This is a genomic window from Vibrio astriarenae, assembly GCF_010587385.1.
In the GTDB taxonomy this organism is placed as follows: domain Bacteria; phylum Pseudomonadota; class Gammaproteobacteria; order Enterobacterales; family Vibrionaceae; genus Vibrio; species Vibrio astriarenae.
Genome location: NZ_CP047475.1, coordinates 1,007,152 through 1,032,761, shown reverse-complemented (window position 1 = coordinate 1,032,761; position 25,610 = coordinate 1,007,152). Strand labels below are relative to the sequence as shown.

Genomic DNA, 25,610 nt, shown 5'->3' with positions numbered 1-25,610 from the left:
GCAAGTGCTAATTTTGTTAAAGTTGCGTTTCCTAGGTTTTAATCCTGACATAAGCAAATAAATCAGAATATAACGACATAGATATCGGTAATTGAATAAACTCTGTGATATAAAATATAACTTTGAGTTTTATTGATGTTAGATCATGAAAGGTTCACTTTAATTTTGTGATAAAAATCACCCTTTCAGCCAAAAGTCGTCCATTTTGTTCGTTATCGAATCCACAGAGAGATGTGCTAGACTCGGCAAGTCGATAAAATAGGGCCAATCATGCTGACTCCAAACGTTCAAAAATCCATCCGCACTAGTTACCAAAATCTACAAGCTCAGCTCGAAAATTTTGTCCCTAGACGCTCGCAAAACTACCTAGTCGCCGAAATTGCTAAGTCACTTAGTGGTGAATATCACAAATCAACTCGCATGATTGTCGCGGAAGCCGGTACAGGGATCGGTAAATCATTATCATATTTAATGGGCGCTATCCCAGTTGCGGTGTTAAACAACAGAAAGGTCGTTATTTCAACAGCTACCGTTGCATTACAAGAACAGCTTATCGACAAAGACTTACCTCTTTTTCGTCGTATCACCGATTTGGATTTTGAATTCCGATTGGCAAAAGGTCGTCAACGCTATTGCTGTGCAGAAAAGCTCGCTGCCGCTAGTGGTGAAGATGGTGGCCAGGTGGCGATGTTTGAAAGTAAACCTAAAGCAAAAGACATTGAGCTGTTAGCTAGACTCTATAAAGCCCTTTCTGAAGGTAAGTGGGATGGTGATAGAGACAGCTGGCCAAAGCCAATTAAAGATGATATCTGGCAGTTAATCGTTAGTGATAAACACTCCTGTAATAACAGTTTGCCAGCACATCGTAGCTGTCCGTTTTCCAAAGCTCGTTCTGACCTTGACAGAGCAGACGTTATCATCGCCAATCACAGTTTAGTGATGGCAGATGCAGATTTAGGCGGCGGGATTATCCTGCCAGAGCCAGAAAATACGATTTATGTTTTCGACGAAGCCCATCATTTACCGCACGTGGCACGAGAGCACTCGTCTGCCGCTGCTAGTCTAAAAGGCGCAGCTTCTTGGCTAGAGCGACTTAACCAAGTGATTTCAAAACACGCCAGCCTGGCTGATGTGAAGCGAGCTAGTCGTTTCCAAAATGATCTCCAAGAAGCCATTCAAGTCATAGTGCCAACGTTAACCCAAATGCCCAAGCAGTTCGACCCAGCTCACTTTGAAGAAGGCATTTACCGTTTTGAAGATGGCGAGCTACCGAATTGGCTGTTTGAGGAAGCGAAGGGGCTAAAGTCCAGCACACAGAAGCTAGCACAATGTACTGCAAAAATTGCGGATCTAATATCTGAACGAGTAAAAGAAGGCGAGCTCTCTTCTAGGCTGGCCGAACCTGCTCTAGCTGAGCTTGGTTTCTATATCCAACGCTGTGATAACCTAGCACAAGTTTGGAACTTGATGGCTGAGCCGACAAGAGAGAAAGGCGCACCTCTCGCACGATGGCTTGAAATCAGCAAAGATCGCGAGGGTGATTTTGTGGTTTCCGTATCACCACTTGAAGTGGGTTGGCAGCTGGATCAGCAGATCTGGAGCCGATGCATCGGTGCAGTAGTCACATCCGCAACGCTGCGCGCTTTAAATCAATTTAGCTATTTCTGCCGCCAAGCTGGGATAAGCGAACGACCTGAAGATGGCGTGAAGTTTTTGGCTTTGGCCTCACCGTTTGATTACCCCAATCAGGCAGAGCTCATCGTCCCAGAGATGGAATATGAACCCAACGCGCCACAATTTACAGAATATCTTATCGATATTTTGCCTAAGTTAGTTGAGGACAAGCAAGCCAACTTAGTTTTATTCTCTTCTTATTGGCAAATGAACCAGGTCGCAGAGAAACTCGGGACACTGTTCACTAAAAAAGGTTGGGCATTGCAAGTTCAAGGAGATTCATCGCGTATTGAAATACTAAAAAAACATAAAACGCTTGTTCAATGCAATAAAACCAGCATTCTTTTTGGTACTGGCAGCTTCTCTGAAGGCCTCGATTTACCAGGGGATGAATTAACCAACCTCATCATAACCAAGATTCCTTTTGGTGTCCCCACCTCACCCGTTGAGCAAGCACACTCGGAATATATTGAACGTTGTGGTGGCAATCCATTTATGCAGATAGCGGTACCCGAGGCGAGTAAAAAGCTCATCCAATCTGTTGGTCGACTACTGCGTAAAGAGAAAGACTCTGGTAAAGTCTACCTGCTTGACCGACGAGTCGTTTCAAAGCGTTACGGAAAAGCTCTCCTGGACTCGTTGCCTCCGTTTAAACGCACAATACATAAATAAGAATTAATCTATGGAATTTCTTGAACCAAGCATGCTTGTCTTGCTTGCTTTAGTCGCTTTTGTGGCTGGATTTATCGACGCTGTTGCTGGCGGTGGCGGTATGCTTACCGTTCCCGCTCTTTTGTCTTTGGGGTTACCTCCTCACATAGCATTGGGAACAAACAAGCTTGCTGCAACGTTTGCCTCTTCCACTGCGGCATTTACTTATTACAAAAAGCGCCTGTTTGAACCGAGCTTTTGGGTTCCGGCATTTATTGCGACTTTGGTGGGTGCTGTTGCTGGGACGATGATTGTTGATGCAATCAGCACTGAATGGCTGGAAAAAGCTTTGCCTCTGATTATTTTAATGACGGCGGTCTATACCCTCTGGCCTAAAGTTCAACATGCTAATCAGAATACGTTGCCCGCAAAATGCTCAAAAGTGAACAAGAAACAGTACATTCAAGGCTTTACGCTCGGTTTTTATGATGGTGTTGCCGGACCGGGTACTGGCGCTTTCTGGACAGTCAGTTCAATGGCTTTATACCGTCTGAATATCTTGCTCGCTTCTGGACTCGCAAAGGCGATGAACTTCACCAGCAATTTCACATCATTAGTGACGTTTGCTCTACTTGGGCATATTAACTGGCTACTCGGTTTAACCATGGGTGTGTGTTTGATGCTAGGTGCTTACGTCGGTGCGCACTCTGCTATACGCTTTGGTGCTGGTTTCATCCGCCCTGTATTTGTCACTGTCGTTATCGTTCTTTCTGTTAAACTAGCCTTTGACGCTTGGTTCTAACGGAGACGTAATCAGATGGTTGAACTTTCTAAAATTAGTCGCTTGTTAGAAGACTTGTCTTCTCAAGCTGCAACGGTTGACCGTCAGCGAGGAGAGCATCACCTTCCGCTGTTTGATGAACAACTGTTTCAGTCTCGCTCGCGCCTACTTGTGCCCTGCATTCAAGAAGCCCAGAGCGTCGCAGATTCAATCGCTCGCGAGCAAGAATCAGGCAGGTTGACCCAAGCACGCGCCGAATACTTAACGGACAGACTAATTAGTCAAATTGCCGCAATTCAGCGTGAGCTTTCCACCGTTAAAATTCGCTCCAAAGAACCCAAACACTCGAGCTATTTCCGCAAACCGATCAACGTTCTCTATCAGGAGCTTGCTCAACACCAAGATTGGGAAAGACGCTTACACGAAATGGTATTAGACAAGCAAAGAGCCCTAACCTCCGCTCCCGCTTTCTACCAACAGCAAGCGCAGCAAGCTCTATTGACCGCAGAACAACGCCTCGAACGCTGTCGAGCCGCCAAATTAAAAATCGAAAACCAAATTACTTATCGCGAGAAACACCAATAATGAGCAATGAAAACTCAACGCCATCCAACTTGGATCAAGCACCCGAAGAGATTAAGCTCGCCGTTGATCTCATCTATCTACTCGAATCCAACGAAATCGCTCCTGAGACAGCACTTAAGGCTATTGAAATTGTCCGCAGTGACCTGCTTACGAAGTTGAAGCAATAACAACTAGCCCAATTACGCGGACAGGCCAGTACCTGCATCTCAGCTATGCGGACAGTCCAATCAGTGCGTACAAAGTCTAACTAACAAACTCTTCTATCTAACAGATACCAAAGAATTTTAACGTCTTAACAGGACAGTCCATTTAAGATCAAATCACCTCATTTTTAAGCAGCAGCTTAAACTTACCTATAAAGTTCCTGCTTAACATGCAATCGAAAATCGGCTGGGTACTAAAAGTTCAAAGTAAATTACTAAAATGGTAGGTTTAGGTAACGAAATGCTAATTTCGGTTTAAAAATGTGGCTATACGATTACTTGTTCAGACAAAACCCGCTCGCCCTACGAAGGCGTAACTGTATTTTTCTTCTGTCTATATTGTCCTTGGTCCCGATGAAATGTGACCGTTTTCGTTCTAACAACGTGATAGCGTTAAACCAATTCGCCTCCCTTAATTTAAGACGATCAAGTATATTTGGACAGTTTTGTTTGATCGTTTTCTTACCCGGTCGAAACTGCTTAGAGCTCCAATCAAGTAGCTCAATATAGTCAATTAGCTTAAATGGCAGTCCGGCATCAGTCTTTCTTATCGTATTACCTCTAAACGCAGATAAGCCATCAGGTTGCGATTGATTATTCGCGAGTGACACAACTCTTCGCCTAATTGAGGTGTATTCAGAGCTTAGCGGGTCGTTGCTGACACCTGCTCTAACCGGATTCAGGTCGGCATAAGCCATCGCCGCAATGAGTGCAGATTCATCCAAAAGTGCCTGACTCTTATAACGTCCTTCCCAGAAGTGGCCTTTACATTCATCTTCCTGATTAGCTTTGCGAGCAATATCATAGTTCAACTCCTTCATGAACCAACTTAAATCACAAAGCCTTGCTCGCCAGCGACTGATAAAGTTATCAAATGCACCTTGCTCTGCTTTGTCTAAAGGGACTCCTACCTGCCACTTTTTGATTACATCTGGCAAACTATGCGCCATGCTCCATCGCAGAACCACTTCATGCGCATCTAAAGATTTCGCCTTATCTCGGTTGATACACACCACCAAGTGGTAATGATTACTCATGACGGCATAAGCACAAATATCAATGCAATACATTGAGGCTAAATCATAGATTCTCTGCTCAACCCAAGCTTTTCTGTGCTCGTAACACCTACCTGATAGCTTATCAACACCACATAAAAATGATTGGCGTACGCATCGGGAAACACAGTGATAATAGGGTGTGGTATTTAAATCAACGAGTTGTTTTCTAGCGGTTGTCATAAAATCACTCTGATATTCATTAACTTCGCTAAACACAATATTCGCTATCTAGTACAACTCCACCAAGCTAATTGTGTTTTCGACCGACATCACACAGTTTCATGCGTTGGATACATACAACAAAATGAGACTTTGCAAACCTGGTCGTTGATGGACTGTCCTCTTACAACATTAATTGGACTGTCCTTATAAAAACAAAGCCGGTGGAGAAACGCCACCGGCTTGTCATTTACACGAGTTCCATTCTCATTAGGATGTCACAGGAGCAGATCTCAATTCCGCTTTGCCTTTCGACCAAGAACGGAACATTGTAATCGATGTGTAGAACACCACGACGGTAACAAGCCAAGCTAAGGTATCTAAGTCGAGAGACTTCACGATAAAGGCGGCAATCAAAACAGCAATCGGTCCGGTAATCGCGACTGAAAGCGCCGCACGTGTATTAAGCGCTTGACGCTGAATAAAGCTACCAGCAGAAAAGAAACACAAGAAGGCACATGAGCACATCATAATTGGAAAAGCGGCAATTGGATTCATCCCAAGCAGGTAGATCATTGTCATACACGGCGCGTACAGACCAATGCCAACCGTCATCAATGCACCAAAGATAAAGTTACCGACAATAGCAATAACGAGTTTTGTGCCCGAAAGGCCTAATTCTGTACCACCTAACGGAAACAGCTCTAGGCGGCCCGCTAACATCAATATAGCGACGACGAGCAGTGCGCAACCCATAATCAAGCGAATGACTTGACGATCAAGCCCTGACACGATTCGTGCACCAATTGTTGCCCCCAGACATGCAGCAACAATTAAGCTCACCATCGTCGTCATGTCTACTTCCACAGCGGTCAGAAAAATCAGCGCTTGCGCCACGGTAGCCAGCGCGGCTTGTGCATTCAAAGTACCCGGCAAATCTTTATCATCTACCAGGTTAAACTGCTTATATCCGGCAGTCTTGATGGCAAAACTACCGACACCTAGAGTGTCACAAAAGTTCGCAATTCCACCAATTGCGCCCACTGCGACAGTGTTAGTTCCCACTTCACTATCGCGCTTCACCCGCCATGCTTTTATGAGCATAACGATGAAAATTAAACCGCCTAATGTTAGGCCGAGCTGAAGTAGATTAAGAATTGTCATGTCGGTACGCCATTTAAAAAAAACGCGCGATTTTAACCGCTATCCATTACTGTTCCTATGAAAATCTTAAACTTTTACTCATGCTTCAAAGCGAATTAACAAGCACGTAAAACACCCATCATTTCTTGTTAATTCTCATCACCAGATAGAATTAATCCCGTTCTCTTCAGTCGCTTTTTTAATGGAACAACCAAGGACATTGCTGCCATAACGATAGCACTGACCAAATAGTAATAACCCAACGATTGTTGGTCAGATACCCAATGCTCGATTAAGAAACCACCAGCAGCCCCGGCTAAAATCATCTGAACAGAACCCGATAATGCAGAGACCGAGCCCACTTGTTTCTTATGCGGAGCAAGCAGCATAGCGATAGAAATCGGAAACGAAATTCCTTGAGCAAATGCATAACCAGAAAAGGCGATAACCAAAGTAGCGGTATTAAACTCAGCCAATAGCAAACCCAGCCCGGAAGCTGAAATAATTAACATCGACAAAAACAAAATCTGCATTTGTGAAAGCCGCTTGCTCATTAGGTTTAAACAGACTGTCCCTATTAGGAGGCTGAATGAAGGGATTAACATGATAGTGCCGTAATCGGCAGCCGACATCCCAAGCTGTTTTTGCATCAGGAATGGCAACAAACTTAAGGTCACCACCGCCCCTAAATACGTGACCCAGTTATAGCTTGCACTTTGAATCACCTGCCAATTACCGAGCAGCTTTATGTAAGTACCGACTATTTTCCTTGGTTCGAACTTGCTGGGCGAGTAAGGCAATGTTTCTGGCAAGACTCTCCAACCAATAGTAAATATCGCAATAAGATAAACTAGGACAAAACTAAATACTGACTGCCACCCAAGGTGGTGGGCTATCCAGCCACCAAATACTGGAGCGATTATTGGAAGAATGGAGGCCGTCACTGACATATACGAAAGCGCTTTGGTTAAGTTCGGACCATCATAGCTATCTCGTAAAACGCTGCGACTCAGTACAGACGCACTACCCGCCCCTAAGCCTTGCAGTAAGCGACCCGTAATCAACGCAGTGTAACTGTCGGTAAATATAAAACAGAGAACCGTCCCAAATAAGTAAACGCTTTGACCGAGCAAAAACACAGGTCTTCGCCCAATGGCATCTGAAAGCGGTCCATAAAATAGCTGAGAACCACCAAATCCAATCAAGAATAAGGTGACAACTAGCTGAATCTGGGTGGAATCTACACCAAGTGATTCGCTCATTAAAGGAAGTGAGGGTAAGTAAATACTCACCCCTACTTGTCCAGTAGCGATGATCATCATTGCCAGAATAAGTGGCGTTTTGTTAAAGGAAGTCGTCTTTAAATTCATGATTGTGAGTTTATATTATTGCCCTTCAAGTGATAACTAGCCATTATGGAAATAGATTACGTCTTAACAGGAAACAATTGAGGAGCGAGATGGATTGGTTAGAATGCGTGAATACTTATGTCACTGTGATTGAGGAAGGGAGCTTCAATGGAGCGGCCCGTAGGTTGCACACCACAAGCTCAGCAGTGAGCAAGCGCATCCACTGGCTCGAGAGCCGTGTTGGCACGCAGTTATTAAAGCGAACCACGCGTTCAATGTCTCAAACAGAAGCTGGAACGCTTTTCTATCAAGGCTGCGTTGAGTCACTAGCGCGGTGGCAAACCATTATTGACGATACACGCTCTATTTCAGGCTCACCCAAAGGTCTGCTCCGAGTCGGTGCAACCGTTGCGGTTGGTTCTAAGTTCTTAGTTAAGTATTTGCAAGATTTTCTAGAGCTTTATCCAGACATACAAGTTCAACTTACCACGACGACACCAGGTCAACTTCCAGAGATGAATCTCGATGTCTTCATTTCACGTGAATTAGAACAGCTCAACTCACTCAGTGTTAAGCAAATTCCACTACTCGAGCGAAAAATTGCTTTCTATGCAGCGCCGAGCTATATCAAAAAGCATGGTACACCGACTTGTGTCGAAGAACTTGCCGATCATAACGTATTAATTTGGGGGGAAAAGCCAGAAAGAGAATATCGCGTATCAAACAGCAAACGCATTACCGTTAGCGGTAACTTCTCTACTACCAATCCAGAAGCTTTATTTTATGCGGGTAAGTCAGGGATGGGGATTATGATCGTTAGCGAGTTCATGATTGAACCTGAGGTCGAATCCGGCCAACTCATTCGATTACTGCCTGACATTATGGCAGAAGAGCTGACTATCTATGCCTACTACCCTAATCTTGATCGGGAACACACCCGAACCAAGTTATTTATCGACTATTTAAAAGCACGGCTTATGGAGCATCAGGCACAAAAAAACGCCAGCTGACAACAAGTCAGCTGGCGTCTATTTAATCAATCAAAGTAACGCATTAAGCTTTCGCACAGCTCGCCATCTTTGATTTTGATAATGTTGAAAGCACGAAACACACAACAATAAATGTCACGGCTGATGCAACAAACGCCATCGCGACAGAGGATGTAAAGCCAAGTGCGATGTAGCCTACACACGAAATCAGTGCAACTGATAGTGCGTATGGTAGCTGAGTCGCCACGTGGTCGATGTGGTTACAACGTGCACCTGTCGAAGACAGGATCGTAGTATCTGAAATTGGAGAACAGTGGTCACCAAAGACAGAGCCAGCAAGAACAGCACTCAACATTGGAAGCATCAATGCAATATCAGTCGCTGCCGCCATATCACCAGCGATAGGGAGCATGATACCGAACGTGCCCCAAGATGTACCTGTCGAGAATGCCATCAAACCCGCGAGTAGGAATAGAATAACAGGTAGCCAATGTGCACCGATATTACCTTCAGCTAGAGTCGATAGGTATTTACCAGTGTTCATGTCACCGATCACGCTACCAATTGACCAAGCAAACACAAGAATTAGAATTGCGCCAAACATTGATTTTGCGCCAATCCAAAGCGTGCGTGAGATATCTGCTGCTGGAAGACCTTGTTTGATAACTGTGAATAGAGCAACCGCTAGGCCGACAACACCACCATAGATAAGAGAGCGACCAACATCTGTGTTTTCAAACGCGCCCAGCAGACTAAACGCTTCGCCTTCATCAGCAAGTGCGGCACCACCCGTGTACAGCATCGCAACCACCGTAGCGGCAATAAGTGACACAATAGGGAGAACTAGGTCAGAAACTTTACCGCCTTCACTCTCTTTAATATCTAGCTCTTCATTAATTTCGTGAGCCGCTTTCTCATCATCAGATTTGTCGTTTTCAAAGCCATGGCCTTGAGACGCTTCAATCTCATGCTTGCGCATTTGACCAACATCCAACTGGAACCATACAACCGCGAAGACCATCAATAGAGCAAACACAGCATAGAAGTTCATTGGAATCATGCGAACGTACGCACCAATTGCCGAGTATTCGGTAACACCGTGTGAAACCAAGATGCCCGCAACGATCGTCATGATGTATGCACCCCAGCTTGACGCTGGCATAAGAACACACATTGGCGCCGCTGTAGAGTCAAGGATATAAGCGAGCTTTGAGCGCGACACGTAGTAGCGGTCAGTAACAGGACGAGAGATCGCACCTACTGCTAGGCTGTTAAAATAGTCGTCAATAAAAATGAATACGCCTAGGAATGCAGCCAGTAGCTTCGAACCACGCTTGCTCTTAACTCGAGATTGAGCCCATTCAGCAAAAGCGCGTGTACCGCCAGATAGTGTTAAGAGTGCCGTCATCATACCCAGTAACACTAGGAAACCAACGATGCTCATGTTCCACTCATTGATACCGCCATCTTCAATAAAGACGCCAGAAACCACTGAGCCAACGTAGCCTGCGGCAGCAGAGAACGAGTAGTCATTCAGCAGTACTGCACCGAGTACGATACCAACACCAAGTGAGACCAAAACGCGACGTGTAATGATCGCTAATGTGAGTGCCACCAGCGGGGGCAACAAAGAAATCGGTGATGATGCAAAATCGATTAAATTCATGATCTTCAAAAACCAAATTAATTTTATTTATGTGGTTAGAGATCTACTGCAGCGATAAGTGCACTTAATGAATGTTAAGTACTTATCAGATAAAGAAAGGTGTGCGAATGCCTCACCCAACCCTACAGTAGCGCTCCATAGTAATACCTACCTCACCACTTTAGTGAGTATAGACTATGGCAGTGTTGCTCCTATTCGAAAGCAACCCCAGCAAGCCGGCGTTGATATGCCTGGTTTACTTCGGCGACAGAGCCTTTCACGTCTATTCATTGGTATCACCCCAATAAACGCTACTCATCAGATATCGCGCCTCTACCGCTCAATTCAAAACAAAACATGTTGTAAACATTGTTTCACAACACATTAACTCTGCTTGAGCATTAGGTACGGGCCATTCTACTTATGAGAATTTGATTTGCAACACATTATTCCACCACTTTTCTTGAGAGCGGTGTCGAGGCTACAATTAGTTGCTCATTTATTGTTCGCTTGTTTTTTGAAACAGGAAGATGATTAGAATAACCTTGGAACTGGAACAATAGAAAAAGCAATCTAAACTACGGTACCTCCTCAATGATTTCGACTTGATGCCAACAAGCAAGTCGAAACGTTGACAATTTTACCTTTTTTGAGCATTTTTTGTGACATGTACCCTAGATAATTAACGTAACTATTCGCTATTGTTAATCTACGTACATTCTTATCTTTCAAATTCTCAATCTACATTTAAACCACTATATCAATCACGATAGGTTAGGTGAGCAGCATGCGGATTAAATGGCATAGGGTATATATGCTCTCAGCCCCCCACCAGTGACTCCCATATTGATAGTCAATTTTGGTTAAAGTATTTATTCTATTAATAAAACATGTCGCGCTTTGACTAGTTTAATTGTTCACAATAAGTCATTTAATTTACGTTAATTACGTTTATCTACTTTAAGATTATTGTCATACTGGAATATTGGGTATATCATATTTCACGTTGACTTAATTAATTAAATGGGAAGAGTCATGTCGGAACTAACAAAAACACTATTAAATATCCGTAGCCTTCGTGCATTTGCTCGTGAGCTAACTCTAGAGCAACTTGAAGAAGCCTTAGAAAAACTAACTATCGTAACAGACGAGCGCCGTGAAGCTGCTGAAGCGGAACAAGCTGCTAAAGCGGAACAAGAAGCGAAACTTGCTGCTATCGCTGCTCAAATTTCTAAAGACGGTATCGACGTTGAAGCACTAATTTCAGCTCTATCTGGTGAAACAGGTAAAGCGAAACCTAAAGCTAAACGCGCACCACGCCCTGCAAAATACAAATATGTTGATGTAAGCGGCGAAGAGAAAACATGGACAGGCCAAGGCCGCACACCTTCTGTTATTCAAGCTGCGCTTGATGAAGGTAAATCTCTAGAAGATTTCGCAATCTAATGTTGTGCAATTTCGAAAAAGGGCTCCACGCGGAGCCCTTTTTTAATATCAGTGATAAGCAAATACCTTCATTATCACACTTAGTCCAATGACACTGCCAATATATTGACCATATCACTTCTTACAATTAAATGACAAAGGTCATCTAGACAATTGGCTTTTGACCGCGTTGAATTAGCCGAAGGAAAACGTTTTCAGCCGCATCACCTGCAACCCCTGCTAATTTATCAGTAATTTTCTTTTTCTGAACATAGCGAACATTCAATACCGTTTTTTCTTTGCAAGCGGCAACAATAAGGTCATCAGAGGTATTAATCTCATCAACTAAACCTTTCTCATGTGCGGTCGTACCGAACCAATGTTCACCCGTCGCTACCGAGTCCAAGTCTAATTCAGGCCTGCGAGCGCGAATAAAGTCTTTAAACAGACCGTGTGTTTCTTCCAACTCTTGTTTAAACTTATCACGAGCTTTATCTGTGTTTTCACCAAACATAGTTAACGTTCGCTTATATTCACCTGCCGTTAATTGCTCATACTCTATATCGTACTTCTTTAGCACCTTATTAAAGTTTGGTAGCTGTGCGATAACACCAATCGACCCAACAATGGCAAAAGGCGCAGAGACGATCTTATCAGCAATACATGCCATCATATAACCACCGCTCGCGGCAACTTTATCAACGGCAATAGTAAGAGGCAGCCCAGCCGCTTTAATTCTATCTAATTGTGAAGAAGCTAGACCATACGCGTGTACCATGCCACCGCCCGATTCTAAACGAACTAATACCTCATCCCCTTCTCGAGCAACTGACAAGACAGAAGTGATCTCTTCTCTTAATGAAGCCACCTCTTTAGCGTCAATACTGCCGTTAAAATCCAACACAAACAGATGGGGCTCTCGCTTACTATCTAGCTCATTGGCTTTATCAGCTTGCTTGATCTCTTTTTCGCGCGCCTTTGTTTTCTCTTTTTCAGCTTTTTTTTCTGCTTTATCACGTGCCTTAATAAACGCCTCATCATGCAAGTGATGCTCTAGTTGCTCAATATTTTGCTTGTAAGCCTGGCTGAGATCAGTCACTTCCAACTCTCCTTTGGCTCCACCTTGCTTACTGCCAACAGCCTTCGCTATCACCAAAATCGCAACGATTGCCACGACGACTGTCGCTATCTTTGCGAGAAACAGCCCGTAATCCAACAAAAATTCCAATGTTATTCCCTCTTGTTTCCAATTTACTCAGTGTCACGAGATACGGCGCATTGTACGCAAAACCAGCAGCCCACTTACTTTGATAATAAATAACGCTATCTCGTTCAATTTATCTGAGAACTGATATTGTTTTCTTGTTTATAGACAGGCTATTGTACTGTTCACATCAAAACAAAGACAACTGGCAATCCGAGGGTAGTTGACAAAAGTACCAATAGTCCCCTCTCGATTCTAGATTAAAAAGGAATGTCATCGTGGAATATTCTGTTTCATCTCATGCCCTTGAAGGCAAAATCATTTTAGTCACCGGCGCCGGAGCTGGAATCGGTAAACAAGCGGCCATCAGTTATGCTCAACATGGCGCGACAGTGATACTGCTGGGTCGTACGGTTAAAAAACTTGAGCAGACTTACGATGAAATTGAAAGTGCCGGATACCCGCAACCTGCCATCATTCCATTAGATATGATGGGAGCAACAAAACAGCACTATACGGATATGGTCGAGACCATCGAAGGTCAGTTTGGCAAACTCGATGGTGTGCTCCACAATGCGGGTGCGCTTGGCGTGATTAGTCCGTTTGACCAAATTGAAGAAAAGATGTTTGATGAAGTGATGCAAGTCAACGTAAAGGCAACGTTTTTGATGACACAAGCACTACTGCCCTTACTGAAGAAAAGTGACGATGCACGCATTGTATTCACCTCTTCGACCGTTGGTCACCAAGGTCGCGCGTTTTGGGGCACTTACTCCATTTCAAAGTTCGCCACCGAGGGTATGATGCAGGTGTTAGCCGATGAATGCAGTGATTCTCCAATCCGTGTCAATGCCATCAACCCTGGCGGTACCCGCACCTCAATGCGTGCCGCGGCTTTCCCCGCAGAAGACGCCGATTTACTGAAAACACCACTCGATATTATGCCGCTCTACCTCTATCTGATGGCTCCTGAGGGACAAGCAGTGCACGGTCAGTGCATAGATGCACAGCCTAAGTAATGAAAGAACTTTAGTAAAAAATGCAGCCATTTAGCTGCATTTTTCCCTATTTTTTAGCGTTTCGAGCTTCAAACGCGGCAAGTTGCTCCGGTGTTGCTGGCAGTTGATGATCACGCTTCCATTCATCATAAGTCATGCCATAGACACGTTCTCGGGCGTCATCAATATCGATATCCAGCCCCTTTTGCTCAGCTTCCGCTTTATACCATTTACTGAAGCAGTTGCGACAGAAGCCCGCCAAAATCATCAAGTCGATATTCTGTACGTCTTTGTTAGCGTCTAAATGAGCCAACAACTTACGAAATACAGCCGCATCAAGTTGATCTTGTTCCTGTTGAGAGAGTTGTTTGTATTTGAAATCTGTCATTATTAAAGGTTCCTTTACTGACTCTTTGTTCTAATTCTTGGATGATTCACTATATACCCAAGTCACGAATAAAAAAATGCCCAAGCAATATGCTTGGGCATTTTATGGAAAAGCCGTTTTTGTTAGCTTTGAATACCAACAATCAACCAAGGTGCATTTGGTACAGTCAAGTCACGCTCAAGGTGCCAAACGTCACTGATATCTTCCTCAACACCTTCTACTGCGTCTCGGTAGCGACCGGTAAATTGAAGGCTCAACTGTGCTGTGCTTGCATCATAATCTGCACGTACAATCTCTGCGTCAATGTACATGACATCTGTATGCTGCTCGCCTTCCAACTTGGCACGTTCTGACATGAGATCATCGAACAAGCTTGGGGATACGTACTCACGAATTGTCTCCAATTCGTTGTGATTCCATGCCCCTTGCAAAATACGATAGTGCTCTCGCGAGCCATTTAAGAACGCAGCTTGATCAAAACCTGGTGGGTAGTTATGCGGCACGTCGGTTTGTGCACCGAAACCAAAACCTTGTGCTCCCTGTGGTTGCTGAGTATCAAACGCAGGCTGTTGCTCAAAACTTTGTCGGTTAGACTGGTGGTCATTCGGTGTGTGTCCACCAAATGCAGGCTGAGAGCGATGTTGATTCATACTACCTTGGCGATTACCAAGTAACCCTCGCATTAGCTTAAACACGAAGAAGGCAATTAGACCCAAGATTAAGATATCCATAAACTGAATACCTTCGAATGCTCCACCAAAGAACGCTGCTAACAGTCCTCCCGCGAGTAGGCCGCCCATTAGGCCACCCATCAGACCTTTACGACCGGAGTTCGCAGCCGCGTTTTGTGTCTGGTTTTGGTCGCGACGCAGCGTGTTTGTGTTCTGCTGTTGCTGTTTTGGTGCGGGAGCCGTCTTAAAGCTCTTACCAAAAGACTTACCGCCACCAAAGCGCTTGGCTTCAGCGTACGGAGCGACTGATACAGACACAATAATCAGCGCGATGAGTGATAATAAACGTTTCATGCAGTTCCTTGATAATGAATTGTTGCAAAATCGCAGTTATCTTAGCTCTATAAATACGGTTTGGGAACTCGGTAAGATCGAATTGATGTATCAGGATATTGCAAAAACGTTTGCGTCTAGTGAGTGAGAACTATCGCGTTAAATGTATGACAAGATTGACGTAGTGATCCTAGGTTCATAAAATATTGAACATTGTTCACAAAGAGACCAGAAAATGGCGCGCAGAAACGACCATACGAGAGAGGAGTTAACCGCTTTAACACTCGCGAGCGTTAAAGACTTTCTTCAAGAGCACTCTCATCATGAGCTGAGTTTAAGAAAAATTGCCACAATGATCGGCTATGTACCCAGCACGCTGGTTAATGTATTCGGTAACTATAATCTACTGTTACTTCGCGTAGTCGCTGAAACACTCGATGAACTTTCACAACAGAGCGCTAAAATTGTTAACGAACAGGGTGATCATCGCCAAGCTCTTTATCAACTAGCCTATTGCTACCATGATTTCGCGTTTAATAATCCACACCGCTGGCAGTTAATTTTCCAACATAATATGAATGGAGAAGCGCTTCCTGAGTGGCAAGCGAAACGCATTGATAGCATGACAACTATGCTCGAGGGACTGTTAAAGTCGATTTGTCCCAATCGAAGTGAGGCCGAAGTTCTGCAATCAAGCCGAGTACTTTGGGCTGGTGTTCACGGTATTACGTTGCTCGCCGTTGACGACAAATTTTTTGCGGCTGAGCCTATCGATGGCAAACAACTTATTGCCGACTTGCTAACCAACTACCTTGCGTCTTGGCAGGAGTAAGAACAAAAATGGCTACTCAACAAGCTCAACTTCTAAAGTCTAAGCGTTTTCTACCTTATTTTATCACCCAATTTTTTGGCGCTTTTAATGACAACATTTTTAAAAACGTACTGCTGATCTTTGTTGCTTTCGCAGGTTCAAGTGCACTACCTATGTCCAGTAACCTGTTTATCAATCTCGCTGCCGGTCTATTTATTCTGCCATTTTTCCTATTCTCGGCAACGGCAGGGGTATTAGCTGACAAATATGAGAAATCGTGGTTTATCCGCAAGGTCAAACTGTTTGAAATCAGTATCATGCTCCTAGGGGCGGTTGGCTTTATTACTCAGAGCTATGCGGTACTGCTTCTTTTGCTTTTTCTGATGGGGACACAATCCGCCTTCTTCGGGCCTGTTAAATATGCCCTACTGCCTCAGCAATTAAAGTCTGAAGAGTTATTATCGGGAAATGCATTGGTTGAAACGGGGACCTTTCTCGCCATACTTCTTGGTACCATTGGGGCGGGCATGATCGCTTCAGCAGAAAACGCACACTACGTAGCGGCAGTTGCTGTGGTTGTATTCGCCATCGCGGGCTACCTGTCTAGTCGCTCGATTCCGCTCTCTCCTGCCAGCGACCCTAATATCAAGTTTAAGTGGCAGCCTTACACACAAACCAAAATAACGCTGGGTATTGTTGGTAAAGATCGTACTATTTTCTGGTCGGTCATCGCTATCAGTTGGTTTTGGTTTTTGGGGGCCGTTTACCTCACGCAGTTTCCCAGCTTCACGAAAGTCCATCTCAACGGCACAGAGGCAGGGGTCTCTTTCTTGCTCGCGCTGTTTTCAATTGGTATAGCCTTGGGTTCATTGGCTTGTGACAAGCTATCAAAAAACAGAATTGATATTGGTATCGTACCCATCGGCAGTATTGGCATTACCGTGTTTGGCTGGCTGATGGCACAAGCTGTTCCAGAGACACTGCCTCGCTTCCATAACTTAACGGATTTTGTAAGCTACGATGCATTATGGCCTCTGTTTGCTTACTTACTGCTGCTTGGCGCTTCTGGCGGTATTTTCATTGTTCCTCTATACGCGCTACTGCAACAAAGAGCCGATGAAAAACAACGTGCACAAGTGATCGCTGGACTTAATATTTACAACTCTCTGTTTATGGTCGGCAGTGCCGTTATGGGGATTGTGGTCTTGAGCGTACTCGAGCTAAATATTACTCAGCTATTCAAGCTCCTTGCGCTACTTAATGCCATTGTTGCTATTCGAATTTTCTTGAAAGTCCCAATATTTGCGGTTCGTTTCCTTGTGTGGGTGCTCACTCATACAATGTATCGTGTCAAACACAAGAACCTTCACCATATCCCTGAACACGGCGGGGCGCTGATTGTGTGTAACCACGTCAGCTATATGGACGCGTTGCTGCTTAGCGCTGTCTGCCCTAGGTTAATCCGTTTTGTTATGGAAGAGGACTACGCCAATTACCGACCGATCAGAAGGTTCCTACAACGAGCTGGGGTCATCCCAATTTCAGCAAACCGCAAAGGGTCTATTCGCCGAGCATTTACTGAGGTAGAAGAGGCTCTTCAGCAAGGTCATATCGTGTGTATTTTCCCTGAGGGCCGACTCACCCCCGATGGTGAAGTACAAGAATTTATGCGTGGCATGGATATTATATTGCGTCGCAGCCCTGTCCCGGTCATCCCTATGGCAGTAAAAGGGTTGTGGGGTAGCTACTTTAGTCGATATAAGGGCAGTGCTTGTAAGGGCTTGCCAAGTCGCTTTTGGTCAAAGTTAGAGGTGGAAGCGGGTGAACCAGTGTTGCCTTCCGATGCGACAACGGTGCTATTACGTGACAAGGTGTCCAAGCTTCGCGGCGATTACCGCTAGAGTTCTTCTGCTTCAAGTTTGATGTTCGCTCTTTTCTTTTTTTTAGTCAGAAAGAGAAGAGCGACTAAACACACAAATCCAACCAATTCAGCTAGGGCTTTGATCAAATCGTCAGTCATCAATGCAACAGACACTGCGCCTATCAGTAACAGCAGAAATATCCCTTTCACACCCAGCACCTCAATCAATAGAATGAAGGCAGGTTATCTTGCTCCCTCAATGAAATGAAATACGATTTCGTGCTATTACATAACAATCCGTTCAGGAAGGTGTTGTTGAACCCAACATTTCACTTGGTAACGAGACAGTTTAATTCCCCCCTCTAGTAGGTGATTGGGTAGCAACTCGATATCATCAGGGCGCTTAAAACCGATGAGACTGTCTTTCAGGTATTGACGAAATGTGGACTGGTCATAGGATGCTGTGGTTTGAATGAACAGCAGTGGACGTGCGCCATACTCTTCGTCTTTAATCGGTATGACTATCGATTGGATCACTTCTGGATATAGGTTCGCGACCCACTCAATCTCTTCGCAGTGAACATTCTCGCCCCCCGATATGAAACAATTATCCGCGCGGCCATCTATGATAAGCTGCTTATCGTGGTAGTGGGCAAGATCTTTGGTATCAAACCAGCCATCAATCGCTAATGGTTTAATATTGCCCTGCTCATAATACCCCTCAGCCAGTGTTTGTCCGCAAACTTGTATGCGGCCATCTTTCAGTCTTAATTTACGATTTGCCAATACCTGCCCTACCCCTGGCTGCGAATCAACTCGCTTTGCCGTGACGGTGGACGCCATTTCGGTCATACCATAACCTAGCCAAGTATCGATACCTTGCTGTTGTGCTTTAAGTGCGAGTTGATGAGGGATGTGCGCTCCCCCCAACAGGACACGTTTTAAATGCAGCGACGAAGCTGTTTTTAGAAGCCGCTTAAGTTGCGTTGGAACTAGGGAGGCGTGAGTTGCGCCTGTGACATCTTCATCCAAATTCGCCATTCCGACTTTAAGGCAAGCTGCCGCCGCCAACCAGCGATGAACAATGGCCAGCCCTGAAACGTGATAAAGGGGTAGGCTCAGCAACCAAGTATCCCCTGCTTGATATTCAAATGCATCTAATAACCCCAAAGCAGAGGCTTGGTGTTGGCGGTAGCGATGGGCCACCGCTTTTGGGTTGCCCATAGAACCAGAAGTAAAAATAATGCTGCAAATCGCCTCACTATCAAAGCACTTCTGTTTAATATCAGCTGAAACCGTGTCCGACTGGAAGTCTATACACAGTCGATGCATTTGTTCACAAAGATAATTATTGGCTTCTACGCCTAATAAAGACCAATCACTGTCCAAAACGAAAAAGTAATGTGTGGACTGTCCCTTTAAGCTGGACTGTCCTTTCAAAATCGTGTCGTTTGTGGGGTACAGTTGGTCTAGCTTAACTTTGAGGCTTGCCAGAGGCTCAGACATCAACCATGCCGTGATCACACCCAGTTTTAAGTTGGCGAGATACACCAGCAGAGCCTCTAAGCTGTTCTTGCCGATGACGGTAACAACATCCCCAGGCTCAATCCCTTTTGCTGCGATTTGAGAGGCGACCCCATCAATTTGAGTCTGTAAATCTCGCCAATTCCATTGAGTATCTGACGTTTTCAGAGCAACCTGCTCTGGGTGACGTATTGCGTATTGGTTCCAAGGAGCTTGCATGCTTAGCCTTGCCAAATAAGACTGTGCGCATCAAGAGTATCTACTAGTAAATCGCTGCCCGGCCACGCTATCTCAAGCTGACGTTGGAACAGTCCAAGCGTATCTAGCCCTGGTGTCACCAGCGGCGTCTTCCAATGCGCAAGGCGAGCAATTTGAGTTAAACCTAAACTCGACTCTAAGCTAGAGCTAAGAACAGCACGAATACCTAATGCATTGGCTTGTTCAATCAGCGAAACACAGCTTGGCACTGAACCAATCAACGTCGGCTTGATCACGATACTTTTAGCGCCAGTCAGGTCTGCCAAACGAAAATCAGGTTGCTTCACTGCGTCTTGTAGTGTCTCATCCCACGCAATGGCTATCCCTGTTTCAATAGCGAAAGTGAAACTGTCACTCGGCTGTTGGCAAGGCTCTTCAATAAAAGAAATTCGGCGACGTAAGGATGGGGCGATATATTCGGCAAACTTCCGGGCTTTGTCTAATGTCCAAGCGCGGTTTGCATCAAGGCGCAGCTTAAGCTCGGGGATAGACTCTAAAAATAAATTCACGATCATGCCATCGCGAATCGGCTCATAAAGCCCGACTTTTATCTTCGCAACTTTATCTCCCGACATCTTCTCGAGCACCGGCAGCAACTCATCAGGGTCACCGCTACACAGAGGAGCAGCGTTATAATTGCCCTCTTGCGGCAGCTCACCTGTCAGTTCCATTTGCGCCATCGACAAACCGAACGCAGCGCTTGGTGGCAGGCTGGAATACTCCAAATTGCCCGTTTCAATCCACTGTTGACAGCGCTCAATCACTAACTGATAAAGCTCATCTAAAGACTCGTGACTAAAGCCGGGCAGTGGTGCAATTTCCCCATAGCCCTGTCTGCCATCGTCAGAAAGTTGTACAACATACCCCACTCTCTCCTTGAGCTTCTCATCGCGCAAAATTACGCCACTATCCATAGGGATTTGATAAAGATAAAGTTTTGCAGAGCGCATGAAAACTCCTGTCGAGAGGTAGTAAGGGGCAGTGTTCGAGTAATGTAGTACAGAATAGTGAATTCAGCACTCGCTCAGAGTAGTGAGGTCATCGCAAGTGCTGATACTGTGACCAGTTATGTCACGTAGAGTTCAGTTTAGATTACGGGTTACGAGGGAACTTATTGAAGTCAGGTCGACGCTTTTCGTTGAATGCGTTGCGGCCCTCTTGACCTTCGTCCGTCATGTAGAACATCATGGTTGCGTTACCAGCAAGCTCTTGCAGGCCAGCTTGACCATCACAATCCGCGTTCAGTGCCGCTTTCAAGCAGCGCAATGCCATTGGGCTGTGTTGCAGTGTTTCACGACACCAACGTACCGTCTCTTTCTCCAAATCTTCGAGAGCAACAACCGTGTTGACCAAGCCCATATCTAGCGCCTCTTGCGCATCATAGAAACGGCACAAGAACCAGATCTCTCGCGCTTTTTTCTGACCAACAATGCGTGCCATGTATGAAGCGCCCCAACCACCATCAAACGAACCGACTTTCGGGCCTGTCTGACCGAACTGAGCATTTTCAGCAGCGATCGTTAAATCACACATCATATGCAAAACATGACCACCACCAACAGCCCAGCCTGCAACTGACGCAATCACAGGTTTCGGACAAGTACGGATCTGACGTTGGAAATCTAATACATTGAGGTGATGTGTTCCTGAATCATCACGGTAACCGCCATAATCGCCACGGATCTTCTGGTCACCACCTGAGCAGAACGCATCTTCACCGAGTCCTGTTAAAATGATCACACCAACAGACTCGTCATAACGTGCGTCCGCCAGAGCGTTAATCATCTCTTTTACCGTTTGAGGACGAAAAGCATTCCTCACTTGTGGGCGTGCGATAGTGATTTTTGCGATGCCATCTTCCGACTTGTGATAGTGAATATCTTCATATTCTGCCGTGCAATTTTGCCAATTGACCGGTGCGTACAACTCTTCTTCACTGATTCCGACTGTTTTTGCCATGAGTATTTCCTAACTTGTTAATCTGCCGAGACGCGAGTCGAAAGCTCAAAATGTCTCAACAATATCCCCGAGTGCCGATGCAAACTGTGCAGGGCATTCATGATGAACGTTGTGTCCAGCCCCCTGTATTAGGGTATAGGGTAGACCACTATCTACAGCAAGCTGTTTAAATTTCTCGTCTTTCTCACCACATAGGTACCTTATAGGCACGGTTTGTTTGTGCAAGGACGGAAGTAAATAACTTTGATGTGCAAGCGAAGTCAGACGTAACATCGCTCCGATGGACTGTCCAAGATTATCACTGCGAATATCGACAAGTGTTTGTCTTTGGTCATCATTCAGTGAAGAAAAAACCGCTTGTTGATACCAATCGCTCAAGACTTGTTCGATTGGCTCTTGCTCGAAGCGTGAGGCCCATTGCTCATCATTTCGCTCTCTTTCGTGACGAGCCTGAGCATCCTTTAAGCCCAAATGGGCTCCCTCAACAACCACCCCAACGAGCGGTAGTTGGGCAAACACAGATTCCACTAGCCCTCTCAATGCCAGCCTTCCCCCCATCGAATAGCCCACTATAACGATATTGCGTCCCTGATATGATGGATGAATTAGAACGTCATTGATTTTAGAAAAACAGCAATCTAGGCTTTGACAGGATAGATGTTTACTGCGTCCAAAGCCCGGCAAGTCAATCAGCAAACGAGGATAGTCATCCAGCAATACCGTGCTCGCAAGCCAATCTTCGTGACTCCCCAGAAAACCGTGGAGAAAAACCAGCAAAGGAAGAGAATGAGCCCTCTCCCTCGTCGACGCATTAGGGGGGAAATATTGACTAAAGAGCATGCAATTCTGCTACGAGTGTTTTCAACTGCTCTGATGCTTGGTTCGGTGGTGTAACAATTTCCACCAGCAACGTCCCAATACCACTAGTAATATGCTTACTGATACGTCCCTCCAAGTCTTCCATTGTTTTAACCTGCTCATAACCGAGGTTAAACTGCGCTGCGGCGTGTTTGAAGTTAAAACCATGTGGCATCTGATATAGGTTGGTCTTTTGTTGTTCTGGCACTGGAAGCAGATCGAATATTGCGCCCCCATCATTGTTCGTCACCAATACGATATTCGGCACAGAGCTCTTTGATAGTAAAGCGAGGGAGTTTAGGTCGTGAAGTAGCGAGGTGTCACCTAAAAGGCATATCATCGGCTTTTGTAAGTGCGAATGAACGCCAGCCATGGTCGCAACCAATCCGTCAATGCCTGATGCCCCGCGATTGGTATACACATACTGCCTTGCACTAAACCCAACCATGTCGATCAACCTAACGATTAAGCTGTTACCAATAAACACATGTTCTGCATAAGATTGAGTCGTTAGCCACCGAGCAACAGACAGCTCTGTTGCCTCCTCAGTCGTACTGTATTTCTCAACAGCCTGCTGAATAGCGATGTGCCACGCATAGTCAAATTGGAACCAAGGTGGACGGATACCTTCTAACCTATCGTTGAGCAATGTGAGCCACGAGTCGATCGAAGTTATTAGCCTTTGCTGCGGCAAGTGTTCAGGGTTTAGTCTTTGATGCGACTGGCTAACCACCTTGTAGGCCACCCCTTGTTCTTTGACCTGCTGTGTAATCCACTGGTTAAGGCGCTTAGAGACCAATCTGTCCCCTACCTGAACAATACACTCACAACCCGACAGTGCTTCTTTGCCTTTGCCCGTTTGAAGCCAAAGATCATAATGACGCCAGTTAGTACTAATACCCGATTGCGGATCGGCAAGCACTGGCCAGCCTAACTGCTCTCCAACACGCTTGGCGTTTTCAGCTTGCTCGGGCGTCAATCGTCCAAGCACTAATACACCGCGTTTATAGGCTAGAGACCAATCGAGACTGGCACTGATATCCCGTTGCTCAATATTGCAATACGAAGCACCCTGTGAATACCAATTTTGCACTTCCAGGTGTGTCGCAATCTCTAACTCGATATCGACTTCTCCGTATAGCGGCTCGGGGAAAGGGCAGTTTATATGGACCGCACCGCCGAATTCTCCCTGCTCAAACATGGCATGGTCTATGGTCGATAATAGCCAGGTATAAGATCGATTAGGACTCGGGAGAAACACACTGTTAGTGACATGTTTGGAGAAAATTCCAGCTTGATGAATCGCTTGGTTGGCACCACAACCTATCAGCTCTTGGGGTCTATCTGCCGTCAACACCACCAACTTTTCATTGGTAAGACCCGACTCTACAATTGCAGGTAGCAGGTTGGCTACCGCCGTGCCTGACGTGACAATGATAGCCACCGGGCTTTGGCTAGTTTTCGCCAATCCCAGAGCAAAAAAGCCCAGGCCTCGTTCATCAAAATGAGTATGAACCTTTAAATCTGCATGAAGGTCTGCTTCTAACGTCAACGGCGTTGAGCGTGACCCCGGAGCAATACACACATCCCTGACACCTAATCGAAACAGCTCTTCAAGTAGGATATGACACCAAGTCCTGTTGAGTGTCGGTTGATGAGTATTCACGAAATCACTCCTAAATCTTCCGTTTCTTCTTCAATAATCAGCGACAGCAAAGTAGACAGTTTTTTGTCGAGTTCCTGCCATTCATGTTCGGCTTTTGAGCCGGGTACAATGCCCGCACCGGCAAACAGATGTATTGTGTTATCAACCACTAGAGCACTACGAATCGCCACACAAAACTCCGCCTTCTCGTGACTTAGATAACCGACTGAACCAGCGTACCAGCCACGCATAAAGGGCTCATTGTCTTCTATGAACTGCATCGAAGTATCGCGAGGAAGTCCTGCGACTGCCGCGGTTGGTTGAAGCGCATCGAGCAACTCAACCCCCTTCACATCATTATGAAGCTGGGCATAGATTGAACGCTTTAGGTGCTGTACCCGTCGTAAACGAATTAAATTGGCCTGTGGTTCTACGTGGACACTCTCAGTAAGAGGGGCTAGCCTATCCAAAATATCATCCACAACATATTGATTTTCATTGAGGTTCTTACTATCTGCACTAAGCCAATCAGCAAGTTCGTTGTCTTCAGCCAGAGACTCTCCTCGACCAATGGTTCCTGCTAGGGCCTCGGTCTTAAGTATTCGATCACTGCGCTGATACAGACGCTCTGGTGTCGAGCCAATGAAACTATGCCCAGCATCCATCGCAAACAAAAAATGAAAGCTATTGTGGTTGCTCAAGCGACTCATTTTAATGATATCAGCCGCCGCCACTGGCGCTTTAAGTTCAAGACTCGTCTTTCTCGCCAGCACGACTTTTTTAAACTGGTCATTCTCTATCGCACTTAAGGCGTCATCGACCAACTCACACCACCGCCCTTTTTCTGGAGTGTGGCGAGCTGTGACGACCGTTGGGCTTTGTATTTTGGAGAGACGAACATCAAGATTTAGATTTTTAAGCGCCTTAATCGAATCGCTTTTTGAACGGTTAGTATTAACAATTAACGAGCACGTTTGATTGGACACCACGATTTCGATAATCGGCAGAAAAAAGAAAGAAGAGAGGCAGCGTTTGCCACCCTTTGCTGATGGCGAAAATGCCCGACCGCCCCAAACTCTCTGTCGCTCGCCCAATATTGTATACGCTGGAGCAGGGTCTTGAAAGGTATAGGTTTGACCAAGCGCAACCACCTGCTCAGTCTCATCACGATCTTGCCAATAGAATTTGGGGTAAATAGTTTGTGCTTCGAGCCAATCAACCAAGTTGCTTTGGTCTAATCCTGGACTGCAACCAAACGGGTGCGTGAAACGCACTTTACCGCTTCGATCAGTCTCGATTTGATGGATTAACGTTGTGATGGCTGTTGCGAAATTCAACTCGGTATCCTCATCGCTCACTCAGACGTGTCTATGTCTTAACAATCAACACTATGCTGGTGATAGCACTTTTCTATGATTAGAAGGCTAATGTATTGATT

General features: G+C 45.4%; 23 protein-coding genes and 1 riboswitch. Of the genes, 9 read left to right on the top strand and 14 right to left on the bottom strand.

All coding sequences use genetic code 11. The features are described from left to right. The first annotated feature begins 270 nt into the window (after positions 1-270). From dinG to rsmS, 4 genes are read left to right on the top strand one after another with little or no spacing between them, the layout of a single operon-like run. Complete coding sequence (gene dinG / locus GT360_RS04975) at positions 271-2,346, top strand: ATP-dependent DNA helicase DinG (RefSeq protein WP_164647805.1); 2,076 nt, start codon at positions 271-273, stop codon at positions 2,344-2,346. A 10-nt stretch (positions 2,347-2,356) separates the two neighbouring features. Then, the gene (locus GT360_RS04970; RefSeq protein WP_164647804.1) at positions 2,357-3,127 is read left to right on the top strand and encodes a sulfite exporter TauE/SafE family protein; all 771 of its coding nucleotides are present in this window, start codon (positions 2,357-2,359) and stop codon (positions 3,125-3,127) included. Positions 3,128-3,142: 15 nt separating this feature from the next. Further along, complete coding sequence (locus tag GT360_RS04965; protein ID WP_164647803.1) at positions 3,143-3,691, top strand: primosomal replication protein; 549 nt, start codon at positions 3,143-3,145, stop codon at positions 3,689-3,691. Further along, positions 3,691-3,858, top strand: coding sequence for a pleiotropic regulatory protein RsmS (gene rsmS, locus GT360_RS04960; RefSeq protein ID WP_164647802.1), 168 nt, complete (start codon positions 3,691-3,693; stop codon positions 3,856-3,858). Before GT360_RS04965 ends, rsmS begins: the two co-directional genes overlap by 1 nt. Before the next feature lie 311 nt (positions 3,859-4,169). Here rsmS and GT360_RS04955 read toward each other — a convergent pair whose 3' ends face one another. From GT360_RS04955 to GT360_RS04945, 3 genes are all read right to left on the bottom strand, one after another. Then, the gene (locus tag GT360_RS04955) at positions 4,170-5,168 is read right to left on the bottom strand and encodes a transposase (RefSeq protein WP_164647801.1); all 999 of its coding nucleotides are present in this window, start codon (positions 5,166-5,168) and stop codon (positions 4,170-4,172) included. Positions 5,169-5,381: 213 nt separating this feature from the next. Further along, a complete protein-coding gene (locus GT360_RS04950; RefSeq protein WP_164647800.1) occupies positions 5,382-6,275 on the bottom strand; it encodes a sulfite exporter TauE/SafE family protein in 894 nt (297 codons plus the stop codon). Positions 6,276-6,403: 128 nt separating this feature from the next. Next, positions 6,404-7,624, bottom strand: coding sequence for a multidrug effflux MFS transporter (locus tag GT360_RS04945; protein WP_164647799.1), 1,221 nt, complete (start codon positions 7,622-7,624; stop codon positions 6,404-6,406). A gap of 89 nt (positions 7,625-7,713) precedes the next feature. Between GT360_RS04945 and GT360_RS04940 the strand changes: the two genes are divergently transcribed. Then, entirely contained in the window at positions 7,714-8,613 is a 900-nt protein-coding gene (locus GT360_RS04940) for a LysR family transcriptional regulator (RefSeq protein ID WP_164647798.1), read from the top strand. 43 nt (positions 8,614-8,656) lie between these two features. On the opposite strand, the gene GT360_RS04935 is transcribed toward GT360_RS04940, so the two are convergent. Continuing rightward, positions 8,657-10,258: a Na+/H+ antiporter NhaC family protein gene (locus GT360_RS04935; protein ID WP_164647797.1), complete on the bottom strand. Its 1,602-nt coding sequence runs from the start codon at positions 10,256-10,258 to the stop codon at positions 8,657-8,659. Between the two features lie 120 nt (positions 10,259-10,378). Continuing rightward, positions 10,379-10,581: riboswitch (Lysine riboswitch) on the bottom strand. Between the two features lie 691 nt (positions 10,582-11,272). Here GT360_RS04935 and GT360_RS04930 point away from each other — a divergent pair. Then, positions 11,273-11,683, top strand: coding sequence for an H-NS family histone-like protein (locus tag GT360_RS04930; RefSeq protein ID WP_164647796.1), 411 nt, complete (start codon positions 11,273-11,275; stop codon positions 11,681-11,683). Between the two features lie 145 nt (positions 11,684-11,828). Here GT360_RS04930 and sohB read toward each other — a convergent pair whose 3' ends face one another. Next, complete coding sequence (gene sohB / locus GT360_RS04925; protein ID WP_164647795.1) at positions 11,829-12,890, bottom strand: protease SohB; 1,062 nt, start codon at positions 12,888-12,890, stop codon at positions 11,829-11,831. A 254-nt stretch (positions 12,891-13,144) separates the two neighbouring features. Here sohB and GT360_RS04920 point away from each other — a divergent pair, with 254 nt between their 5' ends. Beyond that, complete coding sequence (locus GT360_RS04920; RefSeq protein WP_164647794.1) at positions 13,145-13,885, top strand: YciK family oxidoreductase; 741 nt, start codon at positions 13,145-13,147, stop codon at positions 13,883-13,885. Between the two features lie 46 nt (positions 13,886-13,931). On the opposite strand, the gene GT360_RS04915 is transcribed toward GT360_RS04920, so the two are convergent. Next, entirely contained in the window at positions 13,932-14,252 is a 321-nt protein-coding gene (locus GT360_RS04915; protein ID WP_164647793.1) for a DUF1244 domain-containing protein, read from the bottom strand. A gap of 122 nt (positions 14,253-14,374) precedes the next feature. Beyond that, positions 14,375-15,277: a Tim44 domain-containing protein gene (locus tag GT360_RS04910; protein WP_164647792.1), complete on the bottom strand. Its 903-nt coding sequence runs from the start codon at positions 15,275-15,277 to the stop codon at positions 14,375-14,377. Positions 15,278-15,491: 214 nt separating this feature from the next. Between GT360_RS04910 and GT360_RS04905 the strand changes: the two genes are divergently transcribed. Next, the gene (locus GT360_RS04905; protein ID WP_164647791.1) at positions 15,492-16,088 is read left to right on the top strand and encodes a TetR/AcrR family transcriptional regulator; all 597 of its coding nucleotides are present in this window, start codon (positions 15,492-15,494) and stop codon (positions 16,086-16,088) included. A gap of 8 nt (positions 16,089-16,096) precedes the next feature. Continuing rightward, positions 16,097-17,968 carry an MFS transporter gene (locus tag GT360_RS04900; protein WP_164647790.1) on the top strand — a complete coding sequence of 624 codons (1,872 nt, stop codon included), beginning with the start codon at positions 16,097-16,099 and terminating at the stop codon, positions 17,966-17,968. Here the strand turns inward: GT360_RS04900 and GT360_RS04895 are convergent. From GT360_RS04895 to GT360_RS04865, 7 genes are all read right to left on the bottom strand, one after another. Continuing rightward, complete coding sequence (locus GT360_RS04895) at positions 17,965-18,138, bottom strand: hypothetical protein (protein ID WP_164647789.1); 174 nt, start codon at positions 18,136-18,138, stop codon at positions 17,965-17,967. The genes GT360_RS04900 and GT360_RS04895 overlap by 4 nt on opposite strands. A 75-nt stretch (positions 18,139-18,213) precedes the next feature. Beyond that, positions 18,214-19,671, bottom strand: coding sequence for an o-succinylbenzoate--CoA ligase (menE, locus tag GT360_RS04890; RefSeq protein WP_164647788.1), 1,458 nt, complete (start codon positions 19,669-19,671; stop codon positions 18,214-18,216). A 2-nt stretch (positions 19,672-19,673) separates the two neighbouring features. Then, positions 19,674-20,660, bottom strand: a complete 987-nt coding sequence (gene menC / locus GT360_RS04885; RefSeq protein WP_164647787.1) for an o-succinylbenzoate synthase — start codon at positions 20,658-20,660, stop codon at positions 19,674-19,676. A 142-nt stretch (positions 20,661-20,802) separates the two neighbouring features. After that, on the bottom strand, positions 20,803-21,669 hold the full coding sequence (gene menB / locus GT360_RS04880) for a 1,4-dihydroxy-2-naphthoyl-CoA synthase (protein ID WP_164647786.1): 867 nt from the start codon (positions 21,667-21,669) through the stop codon (positions 20,803-20,805). A gap of 45 nt (positions 21,670-21,714) precedes the next feature. Further along, entirely contained in the window at positions 21,715-22,509 is a 795-nt protein-coding gene (menH, locus tag GT360_RS04875) for a 2-succinyl-6-hydroxy-2,4-cyclohexadiene-1-carboxylate synthase (protein WP_164647785.1), read from the bottom strand. Further along, positions 22,499-24,193 (bottom strand): 2-succinyl-5-enolpyruvyl-6-hydroxy-3-cyclohexene-1-carboxylic-acid synthase, encoded by a 1,695-nt coding sequence (gene menD, locus GT360_RS04870; protein ID WP_164647784.1) that lies wholly within the window; start codon positions 24,191-24,193, stop codon positions 22,499-22,501. The genes menH and menD overlap by 11 nt, the downstream gene beginning before the upstream one ends. Then, on the bottom strand, positions 24,190-25,509 hold the full coding sequence (locus GT360_RS04865) for an isochorismate synthase (RefSeq protein WP_164647783.1): 1,320 nt from the start codon (positions 25,507-25,509) through the stop codon (positions 24,190-24,192). The genes menD and GT360_RS04865 overlap by 4 nt, the downstream gene beginning before the upstream one ends. Positions 25,510-25,610: the final 101 nt, after the last annotated feature.

Excerpts from the sequence above, each read along its gene's own strand:
- dinG (WP_164647805.1), top strand. The coding sequence starts at position 271 with ATGCTGACTCCAAACGTTCAAAAATCCATCCGCACTAGTTACCAAAAT.
- GT360_RS04970 (WP_164647804.1), top strand. The coding sequence starts at position 2,357 with ATGGAATTTCTTGAACCAAGCATGCTTGTCTTGCTTGCTTTAGTCGCT.
- GT360_RS04965 (WP_164647803.1), top strand. The coding sequence starts at position 3,143 with ATGGTTGAACTTTCTAAAATTAGTCGCTTGTTAGAAGACTTGTCTTCT.
- rsmS (WP_164647802.1), top strand. The coding sequence starts at position 3,691 with ATGAGCAATGAAAACTCAACGCCATCCAACTTGGATCAAGCACCCGAA.
- GT360_RS04950 (WP_164647800.1), bottom strand. The coding sequence starts at position 6,275 with ATGACAATTCTTAATCTACTTCAGCTCGGCCTAACATTAGGCGGTTTA.
- GT360_RS04945 (WP_164647799.1), bottom strand. The coding sequence starts at position 7,624 with ATGAATTTAAAGACGACTTCCTTTAACAAAACGCCACTTATTCTGGCA.
- GT360_RS04940 (WP_164647798.1), top strand. The coding sequence starts at position 7,714 with ATGGATTGGTTAGAATGCGTGAATACTTATGTCACTGTGATTGAGGAA.
- GT360_RS04935 (WP_164647797.1), bottom strand. The coding sequence starts at position 10,258 with ATGAATTTAATCGATTTTGCATCATCACCGATTTCTTTGTTGCCCCCG.
- GT360_RS04930 (WP_164647796.1), top strand. The coding sequence starts at position 11,273 with ATGTCGGAACTAACAAAAACACTATTAAATATCCGTAGCCTTCGTGCA.
- GT360_RS04915 (WP_164647793.1), bottom strand. The coding sequence starts at position 14,252 with ATGACAGATTTCAAATACAAACAACTCTCTCAACAGGAACAAGATCAA.
- GT360_RS04910 (WP_164647792.1), bottom strand. The coding sequence starts at position 15,277 with ATGAAACGTTTATTATCACTCATCGCGCTGATTATTGTGTCTGTATCA.
- GT360_RS04905 (WP_164647791.1), top strand. The coding sequence starts at position 15,492 with ATGGCGCGCAGAAACGACCATACGAGAGAGGAGTTAACCGCTTTAACA.
- GT360_RS04900 (WP_164647790.1), top strand. The coding sequence starts at position 16,097 with ATGGCTACTCAACAAGCTCAACTTCTAAAGTCTAAGCGTTTTCTACCT.
- menE (WP_164647788.1), bottom strand. The coding sequence starts at position 19,671 with ATGCAAGCTCCTTGGAACCAATACGCAATACGTCACCCAGAGCAGGTT.
- menC (WP_164647787.1), bottom strand. The coding sequence starts at position 20,660 with ATGCGCTCTGCAAAACTTTATCTTTATCAAATCCCTATGGATAGTGGC.
- menB (WP_164647786.1), bottom strand. The coding sequence starts at position 21,669 with ATGGCAAAAACAGTCGGAATCAGTGAAGAAGAGTTGTACGCACCGGTC.
- menH (WP_164647785.1), bottom strand. The coding sequence starts at position 22,509 with ATGCTCTTTAGTCAATATTTCCCCCCTAATGCGTCGACGAGGGAGAGG.